Genomic DNA, 20,009 nt, shown 5'->3' with positions numbered 1-20,009 from the left:
AGAGGACGGCTTCGCGTCAGACAGAGTCAAACATTCGAATCCATCAATTAATCCGAGAATCCTGAATCGCTCGCCGCAATGCACGCCAGGAGCGTCGGCGTCCGCCCGCGCGACGCCTCTCCAGCAGCGGCGCGCTGCGAGCTCCGCTGACCGTAGGGGCCCGGGGCTCATCGATAGGGCGCGCCACGCCTCCCGTGCCGCCACACCCATGTCGCCCCTGGCTCGATTCCCGCCACAGCGGCCCAGGACAACAGTGGCCCCGGCGACGCAAGCCGAGCTTGGCTGCGCGCGTCACTCCGTCAGGTAAGCTCGCAGGGGTACGCAAAATTGCGGAGTAAGGTATCGCCCTCTTCCCATTCGCCGCCTGCTCTGCGATGGTAGACACCTCCGCTCCAGCCGCGCGACGCTGGCGCCACGCCGCACGAGCTCGCCCCGCCCTGCGCCGCTTGGAGCTTTTCGCGTTTTTCGTCGACATCCAGCACGTTCCGCCCACGGAGGACCGATGCGCTCTCTCGATCTCGATACCCTCGCGAACGCCGTCGCCGGCGGCGCCGCCGCCATCCGCACGATCACGCGCCTCGATCCCGCGGGCGGCCCCGGAGACAAGGTCTTTCCGCCGACTTACGTGAAGGAACGCAACGCGGCCACGAAGTACGCGACGGAGCAGCGGCGCATCGACGGGCGCGAGGTGAGTACCGTGCTCCTCGACTCGGTCGCTTCTCAGGCAAACCGCCTGGAGGAGGCGCTGCTCGATGGATTCCGGCGCGGGGAGCTCCCCTTCCCGATCGTGCAGGTCGACTTCTCGAACGAGGAGGGGCTCGCGGACCTCGAGCAGATCACGGCGCTACAGGCCCCGCACCGCATCGCCGACGCGCTCCTCCGCGACAGCGTGCTGGGCGGCACCCCGTTCCGCCACACGACCGTCGGCAAGGAGGTGACCGACGCGCGCCCGACCCACGCGACGGCCATGTACAAGTACTGTCCGACAGCCCTGATCTTCGGCGTGTGGGACAGCACGGGTCCGAAGGGCGGCCTCGGCGCCAAGTTCCAGCGCTGCCTGGTCTCCGAGATCGTCGGGATCGACGTCGCGCCAGGCGTCAAGACAGCGAGTCGCCTCGACCCCGCCGGCATCCAAACGAAGGCCGGACCGGTGTTCAAGCACAAGGACCCCAGCCAGGACTGGACGGTCGACCCGAAGGAGGCCGAGCTAGCCAAGGGCAAGCCCGTCGAGTTTTCCCGCAGCGGCGGCGGCGACGGCAAGAAGGGCTCTCCGTCCGCCATCAATCACGGCAACATCCCGCCGAGCATCGATGCAGCCGCGGGCGGCGTCACGATGAGCCACGCCGTGCAGACCACCGTGCTCTCGCTCGGCGCCCTCCGCCGCCTGCGCTTCCAGACCACCTGCTCGGGCGAGCGCCTCCCTGCCGAGCAGCGCGACACAGCCGAGGCTGCGGCGCGCACCGCCCTCGCCGCGCTGGCCCTCGCCGCCGTCGTCTACCAGCGCGACCAGGGTTACGACCTCCGCTCACGCTCGACCCTCGTCGCGAGAGAGCCCCTCGTCTTCGAGCTCGTGGGCCGGGACGGCGGCGAGCCGGAGCGCTTCTCGCTCTCCCGGAGCGAGGCGGCTGCCCTGCTCAAGGGCGCCGAGCAGAACGCACGGCAGCTCGGCCTCGGCTGGGATCCGAAGCCCATCACGCTCACGCCGGCACCGAAGCTCGCCGGCCTCATCCGGAAGAGCCGTGAGCTGGCGGCGAGCGGCGAGGCCGAGGACGAGGGCTGATGCTCGCAATCGAGGTCGCCCTGCTGACCGGCCGCTACGTGGCGACCGCCGTCGATGACCGCGGTCGTGCCGAGTGGCCGCCGCACCCGGCGCGGCTGTTCTCGGCCCTCGTCGCGGCGTATTTCGAGGCGCTCGACCGGTCGGACGACGAGCGCGCCGCGCTGGAGTGGCTGGAGCAGCAAGGCCCGCCCGAGATCACGGCCCCCGAGGCCGCGGCGCGGGAGGTCGTGACGGTGTTCGTGCCCGTGAACGACACGAGCGTGGTCGGCTCGCTCGACGACGAGGCGCTCGCCGTGCGCGAGGCGCGCGCAGAGGTCGACGCCGCGCGGCCGAAGGGTGGCAAGCCGCTCGCCGCGGCCGAGAAGGCGCTCGCCAAGGCCGAGGCGCGCTTCAACGAGGCCGTGCGCAAGGCGATCGCGCCTGTCCCGACCGGCAAGGAGGGGAAAGAAGGGCCGGCGAAGGCGGCGTCGATCCTGCCCGAGCGACGGACGCGGCAGCCGCGCACCTTCCCGTCGAGCGCGCCGGCCGAGATGGGATCAGCAGGGCCGCATATCGTCTTCGCATGGCCGAACGCGGCGCCCTCGCCCGAGCTGCGCGCGACGCTCGATGCGCTCGCCGCGCGCGTGACGCGGCTCGGACACTCGTCGTCGCTCGTCAGCGTGCGCGTGCGCGACGATCGCCCCGAGCCGACCTGGATCCCGGACGACGCCGGCTACGGGCGCGCCGGAGACGAAGCGGTGCTCCGCGTCGTGGGCCCGGGCCAGCTCACGGCCCTCTGCACGGCCTTCGAGCTCCAGGCCGACACACCCGGACGGGTCCTGCCTGCGTCGTTCCAGCGCTACGTCAGGCCTCGCGCCGCCGGCGAGACGAGCGCGCTGGCGCCACGCTTCAGCGACGAGTGGATCGTCCTGCGCCGGGTCGCCGGCCTGCGCCTCCCGTCGGTTCGTGGCCTCGACGTCGCCCGGACGGTACGCAAGGCCATGATGGCGGCGCACGGCCCAGGCGCGCCCGAGATCCTCTCGGGGCACCGCGCCTCGGGCGGACCGAGCGAGCGCCCCCACCTCGCCTACGTCCCACTGCCGTTCGTCGGCAGCGAGCACGCCGACGGTGCGATCCTGGGCGTCGCGCTGATCCTGCCGCGGGACGCGACGCGTGACGAACGGCTCGCCGTCTACCGCGCGCTGGACGCCTGGGAACAGCAAAGGCGCGTCGGCGACGAGGAGCCGCCGCGGCTCCCTGTCCACCTTGGGAGGGCAGGTGAGCTCATCCTCGAGCGGCTGGAAGAGCAGGCGTTCCAATCGACGCTGCGGCCAGCGACGTGGTGCGCCGAGGCCACTTCGTGGGCCAGCGCCACGCCGGTTGCGCTCGACCGCAACCCGGGCGATCTCGGCGCGCGCGATCCGCAGAAGGAGGCCGCTGCCTACGCGGAGGCCGAGGCGACCGTCGCCATGGCGTGCGAGCGGATCGGCCTCCCGCGCCCGGCGCGCGTGACGGTCGCGCCGGCGGCGCCCCTTGCAGGCGCCGAAAAGGCCCGGAATTTTCCGCCGTTCCAGGCGGGCACACCTCCCCTGCAGCGGGTCCTCGTGCACGCGACCCTCTCGTTCGACGCGCCGGTGCGGGGGCCGATCCTGCTCGGCGCGGGGCGTTACTTCGGCCTCGGCCTCTTCCGGCCGCTGAGGGGAGATGGCTGAGCTCTCGCCCGACGACTTCGTCGCTTATTTCGAGGCGATCCACAGCGCAACGCCGGATCCGAGCGACCGCGTGACGCCATTTCCATGGCAGGAGAGGCTGCTCGCGGAGGTCGCACGCGATGGGGTCTGGCCGGACTTGCTCGATCTCCCCACGGGCACGGGCAAGACGGCGGCGATCGACGTCGCGGTCTTCCACCTCGCGCTCGACGCCGCATTGCCGGCAGCGGAGCGCAAGGCCCCCCGGCGCATCGTGATGGTCGTGGATCGGCGGACGGTCGTCGATCAGGCGTTCGAACGCGCGGAGAAGATCGCCAGAAAGCTGACTTCTGCACAGCACGGCATCCTTCGCACGGTGGCCGACCGGCTCCGCGGGCTCGCCGGCCTCCGGGAGGGCGATGCGCCGCTCGCGCTGGCGCAGCTCCGCGGCGGCATGCCGCGCGACGACGCGTGGGCGCGGAGGCCCGATCAGCCGCTCGTGGCCGTCTCGACCGTGGATCAGGTCGGCTCGCGGCTGCTCTTCCGTGGCTACGGCGTGAGCGACTCCATGCGACCGATCCACGCGGGGCTGCTGGGCAACGACACGCTCCTGCTGCTCGACGAGGTGCACCTGTCGCAGCCGTTTCGCGACACGCTGCTCGCGCTGCGCCGGTACCGCGCGTGGGCGACCCGCAAACTGCCCGACCGATGGCAGGTCGTGGAGATGTCGGCCACGCCGGGCAGCGCGTCGGCTGCATCGGACGGCCGGCGAGTGCTCGAGCTGAACGAGGACGATCACCGCGATGAGCGGCTCGCGAGGCGGCTCGGGGCGAAGAAGCCGGTCACGCTCGGCGAAGTGAAGGTGAGCGGCGGGGAGGACGCGCGGCGAGTGACCTTCGCCGAGGCCTGCGCCGACCATGCCCTGGGCTTCGTCGCGCCGGGGCGCGCCGTGGGTGTCATCGTCAACCGCGTCGCCACGGCACGCGAGGCGGCCGCGGTCATACGAAAGCGAACCGGCGACAGCGCTGACGTTTTCCTCGTCACGGGTCGCATGCGTCCGCTCGATCGGGACGACCTCGGTGCCACGATCGGCCGGCTCGTCCGCTCGGACCGCGTACGCAGTACGACGGCGCGCCCGGTCATCATCGTCGCGACCCAGTGCATCGAGGCGGGCGCCGACTTCGATCTCGACGCGATCGTGACGGAGTGCGCTTCGCTCGACGCGCTCCGGCAGCGATTCGGGCGCCTGAACCGGATTGGCACCATCAAGGACGCGCGCGGCGTGGTGCTGGTGCGCTCGGACGCGCTCGCCAAGGATCACGTCGACCCGATCTATGGCAAGGCGCTCACCGAAACGTGGAAGTGGCTTGGCGAGGCCGCGCGCGATTTCGGCATCCAGGCGCTGGAGGCGGCGCTACCCGTGGGCAAGAGGCTCGCCGAGATGCACACGCAGGCGGGGCGTGCGCCCGTGATGCTGCCCGCGCACCTCGACGCGTGGGTGCAGACGATGCCAAGCCCGGCGTACGATCCCGATGTGGCGCTGTGGCTCCACGGGATCGAGCAGGAGCAGGCGCCCGAGGTGCAGGTCGTCTGGCGCGCCGATGTGACGGAGCTGCTGCTCGCGCGGGCGACAGCGGACGAGGCGGCGCGCGAGGCCCTGTTGAAGCGCGTGGAGGCGTGCACGCCGGTCGGGGTCGAGGCGATTTCGATGCCGATCCATGCGGTTCGCGCGTGGCTCCAGGGCGGCGCGGTGCCCGACCTCGCCGACGTCGAAGGGCGCGCGGCGGGGGAGGAGCGCGACGAGAAACCGCGGAGCGGGCGGCTCGCGCTCCTCTGGAATGGCGACGATAGCCGGGTGGTCGAGCCGGGCGACCTCCGCGCAGGCAGTACGCTCATCGTCCCAAGCGCCTATGGAGGCCTCGCCGAAGGCACCTGGGATCCATCCTCCCAAGAGCCCGTCTCGGACCTGGGCGATCGCGCCCGATGGCAGCAGACGGGGCGTCCGACGCTGCGGCTGCACCGTGAGGTCATTCAATGGCACGCCGACATCACGGATCCCGCATGGTCGAAGGCTGCCGTCCCGGTCGTGGACGAGCGGTCGGATGCCGAGGACCGGGCGGCCATGGACGCGTGGCTCTCCGAGATGAGCGCGGCGACGGCCATGCCACCGTGGCTTGGTGACGTGCTCCAGGCGCTCGCGGTGAAGGGCAGGAGGCGCCCTGCGCTCGTGCGAATCGACGGCGTGGAGCTGGGGGATGACGATGGAAAGCGTTGGGTCGAGCCGGGCTATTTCGCGCTCGTCGGCCGCTTCCGCGCACGCAACGACGGGGTGGGCGATGTGACGACGGAGGGCGACAGCGCATCGTACACAGGCGTCGAGGTAACGCTGCGCGAGCATCTGGGAGGGGTCGCTGCCTGGGCCAGGCGGTTCGCCGAGCAGTGTGGGCTCCCGCTCGATGTCGCGCGCGCCGTCGAGTTGGCGGCGCGCTGGCACGACGCCGGGAAGGTCGACCCGCGGTTCCAGCGGATGCTCCACGGGGGCAGCGAGCTCCGGGCGGCGGTGGCGCCCGAGCCGCTCGCCAAGAGCGCAATCGTCGCACCGGATCGCGCAGCGCGGGCCCACGCGTTCAAGCGATCCGGGTATCCGCTGGGAGCCCGTCACGAGCTCTCGTCCGTTGCGCTCCTTCAGGGCTGCGCACAGCTGTTCGACAAGGATGTCGATCGCGACCTGGTCCTGCACCTCACGGCCTCGCACCACGGCTGGTGTCGGCCGTTCGCTCCGGTCGTCGCCGATGACGAACCCGTCGAGCTCACCTTGGACGTGGCGGGCACGCCCGTGCGCGCCTCGAGCGATCACGGCCTGGCGCGGCTCGATTCGGGCATCGCCGAGCGGTTCTGGCGGCTCGTGCAGCACTACGGCTGGTTCGGGCTGGCGTGGCTCGAAGCGATCCTGCGGCTCGCGGATCACCGGCGGAGCGAGGAAGAGCAGCGCGGCGACATCGGAGCGAGGAACGAGCGATGACCGAGCTCCTGCTGACCGGGCTGGATGGCAAGAACCCGCTGGCGTTCCTGGCGGCGCTCGGGGTGCTCAACGCGCTCGCCGACCGGACGAAGGACGGAACGCCGGAGCCAAGGCTCGTGTGGCGCGCCGGTGGCAACTACCGACCGGCGATCGTGGGCGGCCCGGATCGCGGCGCGTTGCTCGACGCGCTGGTACGAGACCTGGAGAGCTTCCGGGGAGAGCCCGCGATCGAGCGGCTGCGTTACCGCAAAGACGGCACCGGAACCGAGACGCACGATCTCAAGCCCCCTCCGGGGTACTTCGCGGATTACCTGAGCCGTCTGGTGAACGACGCCCTGGTGAACAACGACCTGCGGCGGAGCCTCGCCTTCGCCGCCGCGTTCGCGACGGATGTGGCGATGGACAACAACGGCAACACGAAGCCGACCGCACTGCATTTCACCGCGGGCCAGCAGGAGTTCCTCTCGATGGTGAGCGAACTCAGCCAGGGAGTGCGCGTCGAGGACTTGGAGGAGGCCCTATTCGGGCCGTGGAGGTACGAGCGAGCTCTCCCTGTGCTCCAGTGGGACAACACGTCGGCGCGCGACTACGCGCTTCGCGCGAGCGATCCTTCGAAGGACAAGAAGCTCGGCGTGCCCGGCGCGGACTGGCTCGCGTTCCGTGGCCTGCCATTCATCCGGGTCGCTCCCGTGGGCGACCGGATCGTGACCACCGGGTGCAGCGGCGAGTGGAAGACAGGAGCATTCCGGTGGCCGATTTGGACGGTGCCTCTCTCACGCCCCGTGATCGGCTCCATCCTGACGTCGCCGGAGGTCTTCGAGGTGAATCCGAGCGTCCTGCGCTCCCGCGGCATCGCCATCGTGTTCGAGTCCGCCATCCGCCGGAGCGATCAGGGCGGCTACGGGAGTTTCGCGCCGGCGCGCATGGCACGCCCAGCGCCGGGGGGCTGACCCGGGACAGAGGAGTGGAGGACCCGCCCTTGCCGTCCATGCGCGCGCCCGTCTTTCCTCGTCATGGAACCGTTGAATTTTGCCGACAACGCCTTGGACAGCCTCGCGCACGGGCAATGAGCGGGTGCAACGACTACAGCATCATTGCCTTCTTCAACTGAGTACATGCCGAGCCCATTGCCGCGGACAAGTCGTTACCAGCACAAATTCCGTACGACACAGTCGTAACACCTTCCAGATTGGAGGGCAGCTCCATTTGCACATCGCGATTACAAACCATGAATATTCGATGGCGACCCAGCATACCTAGAAACAAGCCGAGCTCTAAGATAACATTACCACGTGGAACTTTTCCAACCCGCCCTCGTCTGGTGACGACATCACCGGGCGTCAGAACAAAAATCGCGTAATCATACTCCTTGGCCCTACCCACAAGTTCGTCGAGCACATTCAACGAGGGGCGAAACACCCACTGGGTCCACAGCCTACATCCAGCAACATACTGAAGGCCCAGCTGAATTTCTTCTGCAATCGAGAGACCTTCCGACGAGGAACCGATGAACACCCGCGGTTTCATACACCTGCTCCGTATGCCATTGGAACTACCCATGGTGCCAGAAGCGGCACCCGCATTCCCGGGCGCGGCAAGAGCATCAGCGTCAAGCCAGACTGGTGCAACATTGACGAGGGCAACCTCCGGCACTTTTTCATCCCACTCCGTGCCATAACGCACCTCGTCGACAGCGAGGTCGAACAGAACATATAATCTCACGGTGGGCAGGTGCGCACACAACGGGGCCGCCGTTCTCAGCGGCGGAGCGCTCCGCCGCCCTCAGCAGCGAAACGTGTAGATTGCTGCACCCACCAGCCGTGCCGGCTGTACTTCAAAGAGGCCCGCATCGGCAAATTCGACAACACGGGAAAGCGGGGGGGAGGGCCACCCCATCCTGCTGAATTCAGGGAGTCGTTGCATACGCCATGTCCTTGGAACGGCAGGACGGCTCGTCAAGTCAGGCCTCAGCATTTGTTACCCTACAGGCGCCAACAGTTCCAGCTGTCAACAACCACCACCGGTACCGGCTGTTAAGATAAAGAAGCCGCCACCCAGACCCTTCCGCAAGGCGCCGCCCGCAAACCGCAGTGCTCTCGGCGGGCGATCCAAGCCATGAGCGATTACCCACCGACTCGCCCTTCCGCCTCATACAACCAGCCATTTCGGAATACCCGCACACCCGCTACACGCGTAGCAGGCGGCTCCGACGGCGAGCTCGGGATGAGGACGACCACGCCCTGGCTGGTGATGCAGCGCCCTCCCGCCGCCACGAGCCTCGGCCTGCGCCTCACCTTCGCCGAGCCCGTCCGCGGCCCCATCGCCCTCGGCTACGCCTCCCACTTCGGCCTCGGCGCGACGGCCCCATCGCCGTGATCCGCCTCCGCGGATCTCCTTCATCCCCTCCCCACCCCGCCGTATCCTCCTCGCAGGAGGCTCCATGCCGACCGCGACGCGCCCCCAGAACGCCACGCTCACGGGCACGCTGCCGCTCGACCGCCCCACGGCGGAGCGGCCGCACCGGCTCTACGTGGCCACCTCGAACCACTGCAACCGCTCCTGCCCGTGGTGCTGCACCTGCTCGTCGCCCCGGGGGCAGACGTTCCTCGCCCTCGACCGCTACCTCGCGAGCTTCCCGGCCGAGGGCCCGTTCGAGGTGCAACTCGAGGGCGGCGAGCCCACGATCCACCCGCACTTCGACGAGATGGTCCGCCTCGCCCGCGCCGAGCCCCGCTGCGCGCGCGTCGTCGTGGTCACCAACGGCGTCGAGATCCCGCGCGATCCGGCCGGGCTCGACGCATGGCTCCAGAAGCTCGGCGAGCCCGCTACGATCAAGCTATCGGTGAACCACCACCTCCTCGAGAACGACGGCGGCCTGCTCGCCCTCGCGCGCGCTCTGCGCGAGCGGCTCTCCGCGCTCGGCGGTGATCGCCAGCTCGTCCTGAACGTCCGGCTGCGCAAGACCGAGCCCGACGGCGATGCATGGATCGTCGAGGCGGTGCGCGAAGCGGGACTCATCGAGCTCGCCAACGTGTTCCACCTCCAGCGCTATGGCTTCGCGCAGAAGCGCGACGACTGGGACGAGCCTTTCCTCGTAGGAACCCACTTCACGATGCTCAACCCGGACGGCAGCGCCTTCGGTCCCGACCTCGTGGCGCGCTCCGACGCGATGAGGAGGCTACCGTGAGCGCCCGTCCCTTCCGCGAGGAATGGCGCCGCCTGAAGAGCCGCGCCTTCGATCTCAAGGCCAACAGCACCGCCGGCGACACGGTGCGCTTCGACCTCTGGGGCCGGCCGGTCGAGGTCTATCGCAACGCGAACTTCTCCATCTACAGCCGTCAGCCCTGCAACGCGAAATGCCACTTCTGCGTCGAAGAGCTGAGGCCAGCGTCGCGCGGGCGCAGCCTGTCCGTGCAGAAGACCGTCGAGGACGACGACGGGCGTTATTTCGATGCCATGGTGGCGTCCCTGGAAGCGCTCCGGCCGCTCGATCCGACGATCTCGGTGACCGGCGGGGAGCCGAGCCACGATCCGCGATTGCCCCGCATCCTCGCCCTCGGGCAGGCCCACCGGGGCCGCAAGCGGACGCTCACAACGAACGGCTCGGGGCTGCTCCAGCAGCGCGAAGGAAAGCGGGTGATCGACTGGATCGTCGACACCGGTATCCAGCACCTCAACATCAGCCGCGCCCACCCCGATCACGACAGGAACGCACGGCTGATGGTGATGAAGGACGGCCTCCGCGCCGACGAGCTGCGTACCGTCGTGGCGGCGGCGACGGCGGGCGGCACCCGGGTGCGCCTCTCCTGCGTGCTCCTCGACGGGCAGATCGACGCGGTCGAGCCCATCGTCCATTACCTGCGCTTCGCCCGGTCGCTCGGCGTGGACAACGTGATCTTCCGGCAGCTGATGAAGACCGATCCCACCGCGGTGGTCGAGAACCACGTCGTCAAATACAGCGATCGCACGCGCGTCCGGCTCGAGCCGCTGCTCGACGCGCTGAGCGCCGACGCGCGGTTCTCGTTCGAGCGGCAGATCGTGGGTTATTACTACTATGTCGAGGTGTTCCGCTTCGAGGACATGGATGTCGTCTTCGAGGAGGCCGACCTCGCCCAGCTCGAGGAGACGAAGCGCTCGGGCCCGGGCATCGTCCACGAGCTCATCTTCCACCCCAACGCGAGGCTCGCCTCCACCTGGCAACCCTGGGACGGCGTCCTCGGCCCTCCCCCTTCGATGCGCGCCTCGCTGCCCACGTCATGACACCGCTCCTCATTCCCGTTCCTTACATCGGCCGGAACCTGCTCTTCCTCGAGGAGGTCCTGGACGAGCTCGAAGGGCGCGGCACTCCTCACCCTCTCCTGTTCCGCGCGAGCGAGGCGGACAAGCTGACTCGCCTCCTCGAGCACGGCACCGACCGCGCCGGATACCCCGGAGAGAGGGCCTGGACCGACGGCCCGGATCAAGGGCGGCCGATCCGGCACGAAGACGTGATCTTCGCGACGACCGAAGGCGAGATCCGGAGAGGGGAGCGGGAGCCCGAGCGGTCCACGTCGCTCAAGAAATTCGCCGTGATCGAGCGGCCTCTGTTCATCGCGCACGACGCCCGCTGCTTCGTCAAGCTGTGCGACAGGCAGTACGAGTACCGCGATCCAGCACAGAAGCGAGCAGCGCTGCTCGCGCTGTTCCCGGTGAACCGGGTCGCGCCCATCCAGGGCTGGTTCTCCGAGGAGGACGGCCTCGCCTACCGGGCGCTGGTGCGCCCCATCCGGGGCGGCGCGATGGTCGAGGTGGGCTCGTGGAAGGGGCTCTCCACGGCGTACGTCGGGCGGCTCGCCGCGAAGAATGGAGTCGCGCTCCATTGCGTCGACACCTGGAGAGGCTCGAGCGACAAGTACGCCGACAGGTATCGCGCCATGCTCGCCGCGGAGGACGTGCCCGGCGCGTTCAGGGCGAACATGGCGGCGCTCGGGATCCAGCCGAACGTCCTCCGGATGGCGTCCACGGACGCGGCGGCGGGCTTCGCCGACGCCAGCCTGGATCTCGTGTTCCTCGACGGCTCGCACGACCGCGCGGCCGTGCTCGCCGATCTCGAGGCCTGGTGGCCAAGGCTCAAGCCGGGCGCCGTCCTGGCCGGCCATGACCACAACGAGGACCACGCGGGCGTCATGGAGGCCGTCGCTCACTTCATGTCCCGTGTCGGGCGGGCGATCGAGCGCGGCGCAGGCTCGGTGTGGTGGGCGCGGCGCTAGGTGGGATGGCGATGAGCAAACCTCTCTTCGTGGCGACAGGGGCCTATTCGTGCGGCAAGACCACGACGCTCCGTCACCTCGCGTCCACGCGGGGCTATCGCATCCACGGCGAGGCGCACCGGCGCGTGCTCGACGAGCTCGGCGCGCGCACCCACGGCCACGCGCCGGACGCGCCGTTTCGCCCGATCGACACGCCGGAGCACCTCTGTCCGATGTGCCGAAAGCGGGAGTTCGCCGCGCGGGTGCTGGAGACCCAGAAGGCGATCGAGGCGGACGCGCGGGAGGGAGACTGGCTGGAGCGCGGGTACCTCGATCCGGTCGAGTACTACCTGCGCACGAGCGGAGAGGCGGAGTACCCCTGGCCGGAAGGCGAGCCCGCGTTCGAGCGCTATGCGCTGGTGTTCCTGTTCGCCGTGATGCCAGAGCTCCAGGAGCCGCGCTGGGGCAAGAGCAGAGAGGCGCGCGCCGCCGAGGCGGAGCGGATCAACCAGCGGCTCGGCGCGCTCTACCGCGCGGCGGGCTTCGAGGTGATCGACGTCGGCCCTGGCACGGTGGAGGAGCGGGCGGAGCTCCTGGCGAGCCGCGCGCGGCTCATCGGTGCCGCGCACCACGCCTGACTCGGCGCGCCAGGGCGCATGGCGCGCCGGCCCGGGGCCCTCACCCCTCTGCGAAGTCCTGAGCGAGCCGCACGTCCTTGAGCTCCGCGCCGAGCAGCTCGATCGCGGCCGTGACGAGCGGGTGGTCGGCCACGGCGCGCTTGGCGGCATCGATGCGGGCCTTGCGCTCGGCGGTCTCGACCTGGGCGAGCGACGGGCCGGCGCTGCCGCGGGTGATCGTCTCGAAGACCAGCTCGGTGGGGGCGCCGAAGTGGGAGCCGAGGACGCGGGCGAGCAGATCGCGGGACACCGGCTCGGTGGCCTGGCCGGCCAGGAACGAGTTCGCCTCGTAGCCGAGGGCGACGCGGGTCGGCGTGAGCTCCAGCACCGCCGCGTGCTCGAGGACGGAGGCGAGCGCCGGCCGCTGCACCCTGACCGCGGCGATCACCGCGCGCCAGGTGGCGAGGTCCTCGGCGCTCATCGCTGGCGGCGGCGGCGCGCTCGACGCTGGCGCCGGGCCCTGCGCCGAGGGCGGTGCGCTCGACGCCGGCGCCGGGGTCTGCGCCGAGGGCGGCGCGCTCGACCTCGGCGTAAAGCTGGGCGCCACGAACGGCGGCGCGCTCTGCGGAACGGAGTACAACGCGCCGCGGGGCGAGGGTGGCGGAGCGCTGTCGGCGCGGTACGCGGGTGCGGCTGCGCCGCTCGCATACGGCGGCGCCTTCGCGAAGGCCGGCGCGGCGCCGCCGCTCGAGAAGCTGGTCGCGGCGCCGTGCACGCCCGGCGCGCCGTTCACGAACGGGACGACGTTGGCAGCCGACGCGCCGCTCGCCGCGACAGCGCCGTTCGCTGCCATGCCGCCGTGCGCTCGCGCCACCCCGCTCCCGCCCGGCGCGCCATAGACAGCCGCCGCACCGTTCGCCCTCGCCACGCCGTTCGCCGCCGCCACGCCGTTCGCCGCCGCGCCGTTCACCGCCGCCGCGCCGTTCACCGCCGCCACGCCGTTCGCCGGCGCCGCGCCGGTCGGTCTCCCCGCCATGCCCGCGCCCGCTGCGCCGCTCGCGAAGGCGACGCCGTTCGCCGGTGCGCCGGTGGCGGCCGCGCCGTTCGCTCTCACCACGCCGTTCGCCGCCGCCGCGCCGTTCAACCCCGCCGCGTCGTTCGCCCTCGCCGCGCCGGCCGCCGCCGCGCCGGACGCGCGCGCGTCCTCGGGCGCAGCCTCGGCCGAAGCCGCCCCGCGCCGGGGCGCAGCCGCTCCGCCGGAGGGCGCGCCGGGCCGCTGCGGCCCGCGCTCCGGCGCGCCGCCGCCGCCACCCCCGCCGCCGCCTCCGCCGTTCAGGCGCCGCTCGAGATCGCCGAGGCGGCGCAGCAGCTCGTCGATCGGCAGGAGCGGCGGCCTCCGGGCGAGCCGGACGAGCGCCATCTCGAACGAGGCGCGCGGCTGGCCGCTCCGGGCGATGTCGTCGAACGCGCGCGAGAAGCCCTGGTGCAGCCGCGTGAGATCGTCCGCGTCCGCCCGCGCCGCGAGCGCGCGCGTGTCGGCGACCTCCTCGTCCGCGAGATCCAGGAGCGGCGCCGGATCCTCGCAGACCTTGGCCACCACGAGATCGCGCAGGTGCGCGAGGAAATCGCGGGCCACGTGGGGCAGATCGTACCCCTCCTGCGCGAGCTCGCCGACGATGCGCACGCACGCCGCGGGGTCGCCGTCCACGAGCGCCCCCGCGAGCCGGTGCAGCACGACGCGGTCGGCGACGCCGAGCACCTTCGCCACCCCCTCGGCCGTGATGCGATCGCCGCTCGTCCCCACCCACGCGATCACCTGGTCGAGCAGGCTCATCGCGTCGCGCATGCTCCCCGCCGCCTCCCGCGCGAGCGCGCTGAGCGCCGGGTCGTCGGCGGGGATCTTCTCCTGATCGAGCACCCAGCGGAGCCGCGCCGCGATCGCCTGCGCTCCGATGAGCTTGAAGTCGTAGCGCTGGCACCGGCTCAGGATCGTGACCGGGACCTTGTGCACCTCCGTCGTCGCGAAGATGAACTTCACGTGCGGCGGCGGCTCCTCGAGCGTCTTCAAGAACGCGTTCCACGCCGCGTTCGAGAGCATGTGGACCTCGTCCACGATGAAGATCTTGAACCGGTCGCGCGCCGGACGGTACGGCAGGCTCTCCTGGAGCTTGCGCACCTCGTCGACGCCGTTGTAGCTCGCGCCGTCGATCTCCTGGACGTCGACGTCCGCGCCGACCGTGATCTCGGCGCACGGCGCGCACGTCTGGCAGGGCGTCGCCGTCGGGCCGCGGACGCAGTTCAGCGCCTTCGCGAGGATGCGGGCGCTCGTCGTCTTGCCGACCCCGCGGACGCCCGTGAAGAGGAACGCGTGGGCGACGCGATCCCGCGCGATGGCGTTGGCGAGCGTCGTGGAGACGTGCTCCTGTCCGACGAGATCCTCGAAGGACTGCGGGCGCCATTTCCGCGCGAGGACGACGTAGCTCATACGCTGCTCGACTAGCACCTTCTCGCGGGCGCGTCGCCGCAGCTGTGGCCGGTACGGAAGTCGCCCTGCATTCCGGAGAGTCTGCCAGAATTGCCGCACAAAATGCACCCCGCCCCGCGCCGGGGCCGGAACCGGCCGGAACCAGCCGGAACCACGCCACCGCACGCGCCAAGGAGCCCCTGGAGAGCGCGCCCACGAGCCCCCTGAAGAGACGGAGGAGCCCGCTCGCGGCGGGCGGCCCCGGAGGGCGACGCGCCCATGGTGCCGCCGCGCGCTGCGTCGAACGGCCGCGCGCTGCGTCGGCGGGCCGCGCGTCTCGCGCCCCTCCTCGCCCCCGTCCCCCTCCCCTTCACGGTTGCGGCGCGGCGCGGTTCACGGCATAGACGCCGGTCTGAATATGCAATTTCGCGGCGGAATGAACGAGCTGGTTCGCCAGGCGGCGCGCGTGCAGCGCAAGATCGACCAGGTGAAGGGCGAGCTGAAGGACCGCGAGGTGAGCGCGACCGCCGCCGGCGACAAGGTCACCGTCGTGGTCTCCTGCGAGGGCAAGCTGCGCCGGATCGAGGTCGACCCCGCCTTCCTCGCGAGCGAGGGCCTGGAGATGGCGCTCGACGCCATCGTGGCCGCATCGAACTCGGCGCTCGACGCGGCCGACAAGCTCGTCGAGACCGAGATCACCAAGGTGACCGGCGGCGTCAAGCTCCCCGGCATGCACACTTGACGGCGTTGCGTTCCCCGGCGTCGCTCCCCGGCTCCTCGAAGGTCCCGAACGGCGACCGGGGCGCGCCCTCGGCCGGCTTCCGGAGCGCGCCGGGCGGCCTGCCCGGCCGGCTGTCGCGGGTCGCCCAGCTGCTCGCGCGCCTGCCGGGCGTCGGCGAGAAGACCGCGCAGCGCTTCGCCCTCTTCCTCGTGACCGCCGGCGAGGACACCGCGCGCGACCTGGGCGGCGAGCTCGTCGAGCTCTGCGATCACATCAGGCCGTGCATCCGGTGCGGCCACATCGCCGAGCTCGACGACGACGGCCGGGCGCTCTGCGCCATTTGCCTGGATACGCGGCGCGACGGCGCGCTCCTGTGCGTCGTCGCGCGCGTCCAGGACCTCCTGGCGATCGAGCGGAGCGGGGCGATGCGCGGGCGGTACTTCGTGCTCGGCCGGCTCCTCTCGCCGCTCGAGGGGGTCGGCGCCGAGGAGCTGCCGCTCGAGGCGCTCCGGGCGCGCGTGCGCGATCCAGAGCAGCCGGTGAGGGAAGTGCTGGTCGCCACCCCGCCTTCCGTCGACGGAGAGGCGACCGCGCTCCTGCTCGCGCGGGAGCTCGGCGCGATGGGGATCCAGGTCACGCGGATCGCCAGCGGCGTGCCGCACGGGGGAGATCTGGAGTTCGCCGACCAGGTGACGCTGGGGCGAGCCATCGAAGGCCGGAAGAGCTTCGGCTAGCAGGAAACGCGAGAATCGGCCCCAGCCCCCGAAAGCGAGGGCCGGGGCGGGCGGGCGTTCTTCACGCCGAAGCGCTCACGAACTTCAGAGGTCGACATGTCCAAAATCACCATCACATCCGATCGGGCCCCGCGCGCCATCGGCCCCTACTCGCAGGCCGTCAAGGCGGGAGATCTCGTGTTCTGCAGCGGCCAGATCCCGATCGATCCCGCGACGGGCGAGCTCGTCGCCGGGGGGATCGAGGAGCAGACGGCCCAGGTGATCAGGAACCTGACCGAGGTGCTGTCCGCGGCCGGCGCGAGCTGGAGCGACGTGGTGAAGACCACGATTTACCTGACGGACCTCGCGGATTTCGCCATCGTCAACCAGGTGTACGGAGCAGCCGTCGGCGGCGTGCTGCCCGCACGGGCGACGGTGCAGGTGGCGGCGCTGCCCAAGGGCGCCGCCGTCGAGATCGAAGCTGTTGCCCATCTTTCGCGATAATCGGGGAGCCGCGGCCGCGGCCCCCATCTCCAATATGTCCCCGGGAGCCTCGACATGAGCACAAAGAACGAGAGCGAGAGCACGGAGCGGACCGCCAGCGCAGTGTCCGAAGCTGCGCGCGAGGGCGCCCCCGATGCAGAGAGCGGAGACAAGCCGCGCGCGCGGAGGGTCGTCCGCTCGGCGAGCACGTCCGTCGGCGCGAGCGGCGCGAGCGGCGTGAAACGAACCGACGAGCCCTCCGAGGGCGCGTCGGCGCAGCCCGCAGGCGAGGCGCCGCGTCCCTCGTCGAAGGCCGCCGCAAAGGAACCGCAGGGCTCGCTGCTGGACGTCATCGCGCCGCGCAAGCGGCCGGCGCTCGCGGACGCGCCGCCGCCGCCGACGACCGAGGACGCCGCGCCGCCGCCGGCCGCCGCGCCGCGGGTGGTGCGCGACTACCGCGCGCCGAGGCCCGAGCGGCCCGCCGCGGCCTCCGGCGGGCCCAGGCCCGACCGCGGGCCCAGGCCCGATCGCGGCCCGCGCCCTGACCGTGGACCCAGGCCCGACCGCGGGCCGCGCCCCGACCGCGGGCCCAGGCCCGACCGTGGACCCAGGCCCGAGCGGGCCCCTGGAGCGGCGCAGGTGGCAGGCGCAGAGCAGGGCGCGCAGGGCGCGAGGCCCGACCGTGGACCGCGCCCCGACCGCCCCTGGTCCGACCGCGGGCCCAGGCCCGACCGTGGACCGAGGCCCGACCGTGGACCGCGCCCCGACCGCGGGCCGAGGCCCGACCGCGGCTTCTCGGCGCGGCCGGCCGCGGAAGGCGGGCGGCCGCAGGGCCCCGGGGGTGCCGAAGGACGAGCGCCCGCCGCGGCGAAGCAGCAGCAGAGCGACCGGATGGTCACCGTGGTCGGCCAGGGCGCGGCCGCGACGGTCGTGACGGGCAAGAGCGCCCGGCAGCCGCAGGGCCCGGCCAAGCCGGCGCACCTCCTCTTCGCGCTGCCGGCGGCCAAGGCGAAGCCGGTCGCGACCTCCGACAAGCCGGCGCTCACGGCGCGCGAGGCGCTCGGCGCGCGCACCGCGAAGGCCCAGCAGGCCGCGGCCACCTCGAAGAGCAAGGCCGAGAGCGGCGCCCGCCCTGAAGGCAGCAGCCCGAGCGCCGGGGCGACGAAGGTCGACTTCGACGCCGAGGTGCTCGCGGCGGGCTGGGATCGGGCGCTCGAGGCGCTCAAGTCGGCGGGCGACGCCGCGCCGGCCCTCGTCGACGCCTGGCTCGGCGCCTCCAACGCCGAGGCGATCGCGGCGGCCGCCGAGTCGGAGGACGCCTCCGGCGCGGCGCGCAAGGCGGCGCGGCGCGCGCTCAACGTGCTCAAGTCGCGCGGGGCGACGATCCCGACGCGCCCGCGCGTGGTGCGGCTCGCGGAGGAGCGCGCCGAGGTGGTCGAGGCGACGCTCATCCCGCCCGACTCGAGCGGGACCGAGGCCATCGCGATCACGAGCCGCGACACCAGCGGCCGCTACCGGATCGCCGAGGTGATCGTGCGCGACTCGGTCGGCGTGCTGCACGCCGGCGCGGGGTGGCTCAGCGGCTCGCAGATCAAGGAGGGCCGCGCGCGCGCGTACGAGAACCTGGGGACGGCGCCCGTGCCGGTCTCCCTGGAGTGGGCGCGCCACCGGATCGCGGCCGCGAAGCGGCAGAACGCGGTGTCGGGGCAGGTGGTGCCGCTCGGGTTCGAGGGATGTCGCGATCTCATCGAGCCCGCGCCGGAGACCGAGCCGAGGCACCCGGTGGCGGACCTCGAAGAGAGCCTGACGGACGAGCTGGTGACGGCGCAGATCGCCGGCTCCGCCGCGCTGCACGACGAGCCTGAGTTCCGGCACTGGCTGCCCTCGCGGCCGGCGCTCGACGAGCTCCTCCAGAAGGTCGGCCAGCGGCTCGGGGCCGCCGGGATGCGCGATCCCGGGCTGGTGAACACGGCCCTGCGGGAGGAGATCGATCTCGCGACCGACCGGTTCTTCTCGCCCGAGGTGCGCGGGCAGCTCGCGACGCGGATCCGGAGCAGCGCCGTGTCGCTGCGGGCACGCAAGGGCGACGCGGCGGCCACCACCGCCCTCGCCGTCGCGCGTGCCATCAAGGAGGCCGGGCTGATCACCTCGCCGCCGCGGGAGATCCCGTTCCTGGCCGCCTTCTTCCAGAAGGCGCTCGGCGTGCTGGCGCAGCAGGGCGGCGGGCAGCTGCGGATCCCGGTCCCGGCCGGCGCTGTCCCGCCCGCGCCCGCTGCAGGCGGCGAGGAGCCGGCCGAGGGCTCGGGCGCCACGGCGCAGGGCGCCGAGGGCTCGGGCGCCGAGGCCCAGCCGTCGACCGGCACGTGATCGGGAGCGCCGGCGTCGCCGGCGCGCCGGCGACGCGAAGCCGGTGACCCAGAGACCAGGAGGCGAGCCCGGGGCGACCCGGCGCTCGCCTCTCGGCTTTTGTCCCGGCGGAGCTACTTCACGGCGATGGTGATGTCGCCGTTCTCGGTGAACAGCTCGAGCAGGCCGCCGTCGCCGTCACCCATCGTGTACGACGTCGCGCTGCCCTCGCCGGCTGTGGCCCACGTCGAGGGGATGCCCTGCTCCACGACGTCGCCGTTGAGCGTCTGCGCGGTCATCGTCCCGTCCACCCCGGCCGGCACCGAGAGCTCGATGGCGCCGTTGCCGGAGCTGATCGCGCCATCGGAGCTGCTCCACGCGTCGAGGTCGACGAAGACGTGGCCGTTGTCGGTGGCCACGTCGATCGCGCCGCGCGCGCCGACCACGTCGATGCTGCCGTTGTCGCTCACCACGGTGGTGCCGCGGGACGGGGCGCCGTCCAGGTTGACCTCGACGCCGCCGTTGTCCTGCTCGACGCGGAGCCCGCCGTCGAACTCGGCTGGCAGGACGACCTGGATGTCGGCGCCCAGCCCTCCCCACCCGCCCGAGACGCGCCGCGTCGAGATCACGACATCGCCGTCGGTGATCGCGGAGAGCTCGAGGTCGTTCTCGATCTCCTCCACCGCGATCTGGTTCTCGTCCTTCTTGCGCATCGTGAACGGGGAGAAGCTGACCTCGACCGCGCTCACGTCCCCGATACGGACCTCGACATCCCCGTTCTCGCTGACGATGCGGACGCTCTGGGTCGGGAGGTAGTCGACCCGCGCCTTCTCCTTGGTGCCCTCGTAGCGCACGAGGGTCTCGGCGGTGATGGAGTTGTCGTCGATGGTCAGGGCACATCCGGCCGTCGCTGCGGCGGACACGGCGCACACAAGGAAACAGGCGATTCGGAGCGAGCGATTCATCAT

General features: G+C 71.6%; 16 protein-coding genes. 13 read left to right on the top strand and 3 right to left on the bottom strand.

Features of this window, described 5'->3' with window-relative positions; genetic code table 11:
- Positions 1 to 502: 502 nt before the first annotated feature.
- From cas7g to WMF29_RS01430, 4 genes are read left to right on the top strand one after another with little or no spacing between them, the layout of a single operon-like run.
- Positions 503 to 1,780 (top strand): type I-G CRISPR-associated RAMP protein Csb1/Cas7g, encoded by a 1,278-nt coding sequence (cas7g, locus tag WMF29_RS01445; protein ID WP_437327120.1) that lies wholly within the window; start codon positions 503 to 505, stop codon positions 1,778 to 1,780.
- The gene (gene csb2, locus WMF29_RS01440; protein ID WP_437327119.1) at positions 1,780 to 3,471 is read left to right on the top strand and encodes a type I-G CRISPR-associated protein Csb2; all 1,692 of its coding nucleotides are present in this window, start codon (positions 1,780 to 1,782) and stop codon (positions 3,469 to 3,471) included. The genes cas7g and csb2 overlap by 1 nt, the downstream gene beginning before the upstream one ends.
- On the top strand, positions 3,464 to 6,469 hold the full coding sequence (gene cas3g, locus WMF29_RS01435) for a type I-G CRISPR-associated helicase/endonuclease Cas3g (protein ID WP_437327118.1): 3,006 nt from the start codon (positions 3,464 to 3,466) through the stop codon (positions 6,467 to 6,469). Before csb2 ends, cas3g begins: the two co-directional genes overlap by 8 nt.
- The gene (locus WMF29_RS01430; RefSeq protein WP_437327117.1) at positions 6,466 to 7,419 is read left to right on the top strand and encodes a type I-G CRISPR-associated protein, Cas3-extension family; all 954 of its coding nucleotides are present in this window, start codon (positions 6,466 to 6,468) and stop codon (positions 7,417 to 7,419) included. The genes cas3g and WMF29_RS01430 overlap by 4 nt, the downstream gene beginning before the upstream one ends.
- A gap of 133 nt (positions 7,420 to 7,552) precedes the next feature.
- On the opposite strand, the gene WMF29_RS01425 is transcribed toward WMF29_RS01430, so the two are convergent.
- A complete protein-coding gene (locus WMF29_RS01425; RefSeq protein WP_437327116.1) occupies positions 7,553 to 8,191 on the bottom strand; it encodes a TIR domain-containing protein in 639 nt (212 codons plus the stop codon).
- Positions 8,192 to 8,692: 501 nt separating this feature from the next.
- On the opposite strand from WMF29_RS01425, the gene WMF29_RS01420 reads away from it, so the two are divergent.
- The 5 genes from WMF29_RS01420 (at position 8,693) to WMF29_RS01400 (ending at position 12,335) form a co-directional block, all read left to right on the top strand.
- Complete coding sequence (locus tag WMF29_RS01420) at positions 8,693 to 8,845, top strand: hypothetical protein (protein WP_437327115.1); 153 nt, start codon at positions 8,693 to 8,695, stop codon at positions 8,843 to 8,845.
- 64 nt (positions 8,846 to 8,909) lie between these two features.
- Positions 8,910 to 9,656, top strand: coding sequence for a radical SAM protein (locus WMF29_RS01415; protein WP_437327114.1), 747 nt, complete (start codon positions 8,910 to 8,912; stop codon positions 9,654 to 9,656).
- A complete protein-coding gene (locus tag WMF29_RS01410; protein WP_437327113.1) occupies positions 9,653 to 10,729 on the top strand; it encodes a radical SAM protein in 1,077 nt (358 codons plus the stop codon). The genes WMF29_RS01415 and WMF29_RS01410 overlap by 4 nt, the downstream gene beginning before the upstream one ends.
- Positions 10,726 to 11,718 carry a class I SAM-dependent methyltransferase gene (locus WMF29_RS01405; protein WP_437327112.1) on the top strand — a complete coding sequence of 331 codons (993 nt, stop codon included), beginning with the start codon at positions 10,726 to 10,728 and terminating at the stop codon, positions 11,716 to 11,718. Before WMF29_RS01410 ends, WMF29_RS01405 begins: the two co-directional genes overlap by 4 nt.
- An 11-nt stretch (positions 11,719 to 11,729) precedes the next feature.
- A complete protein-coding gene (locus WMF29_RS01400) occupies positions 11,730 to 12,335 on the top strand; it encodes an AAA family ATPase (protein ID WP_437327111.1) in 606 nt (201 codons plus the stop codon).
- Positions 12,336 to 12,375: 40 nt separating this feature from the next.
- Here the strand turns inward: WMF29_RS01400 and dnaX are convergent, their stop codons facing one another.
- Positions 12,376 to 14,799, bottom strand: coding sequence for a DNA polymerase III subunit gamma/tau (dnaX, locus tag WMF29_RS01395; RefSeq protein WP_437327110.1), 2,424 nt, complete (start codon positions 14,797 to 14,799; stop codon positions 12,376 to 12,378).
- A gap of 397 nt (positions 14,800 to 15,196) precedes the next feature.
- Between dnaX and WMF29_RS01390 the strand changes: the two genes are divergently transcribed.
- From WMF29_RS01390 to WMF29_RS01375, 4 genes are all read left to right on the top strand, one after another.
- The gene (locus tag WMF29_RS01390; RefSeq protein ID WP_272097344.1) at positions 15,197 to 15,520 is read left to right on the top strand and encodes a YbaB/EbfC family nucleoid-associated protein; all 324 of its coding nucleotides are present in this window, start codon (positions 15,197 to 15,199) and stop codon (positions 15,518 to 15,520) included.
- Between the two features lie 98 nt (positions 15,521 to 15,618).
- Positions 15,619 to 16,233 (top strand): recombination mediator RecR, encoded by a 615-nt coding sequence (gene recR / locus WMF29_RS01385; RefSeq protein ID WP_437331070.1) that lies wholly within the window; start codon positions 15,619 to 15,621, stop codon positions 16,231 to 16,233.
- Positions 16,234 to 16,329: 96 nt separating this feature from the next.
- Positions 16,330 to 16,716 carry a RidA family protein gene (locus tag WMF29_RS01380; RefSeq protein ID WP_437327109.1) on the top strand — a complete coding sequence of 129 codons (387 nt, stop codon included), beginning with the start codon at positions 16,330 to 16,332 and terminating at the stop codon, positions 16,714 to 16,716.
- Between the two features lie 54 nt (positions 16,717 to 16,770).
- Positions 16,771 to 19,062, top strand: a complete 2,292-nt coding sequence (locus WMF29_RS01375) for a hypothetical protein (RefSeq protein ID WP_437327108.1) — start codon at positions 16,771 to 16,773, stop codon at positions 19,060 to 19,062.
- 113 nt (positions 19,063 to 19,175) lie between these two features.
- Here the strand turns inward: WMF29_RS01375 and WMF29_RS01370 are convergent, their stop codons facing one another.
- Complete coding sequence (locus WMF29_RS01370) at positions 19,176 to 20,009, bottom strand: hypothetical protein (RefSeq protein ID WP_437327107.1); 834 nt, start codon at positions 20,007 to 20,009, stop codon at positions 19,176 to 19,178.

It is taken from the genome of Sorangium sp. So ce381 (assembly GCF_051473845.1).
GTDB lineage: Bacteria > Myxococcota_A > Polyangia > Polyangiales > Polyangiaceae > Sorangium > Sorangium atrum.
Note: the sequence above shows the minus strand (reverse complement) of the source record. Positions and strands in the feature narration are given on the sequence as shown.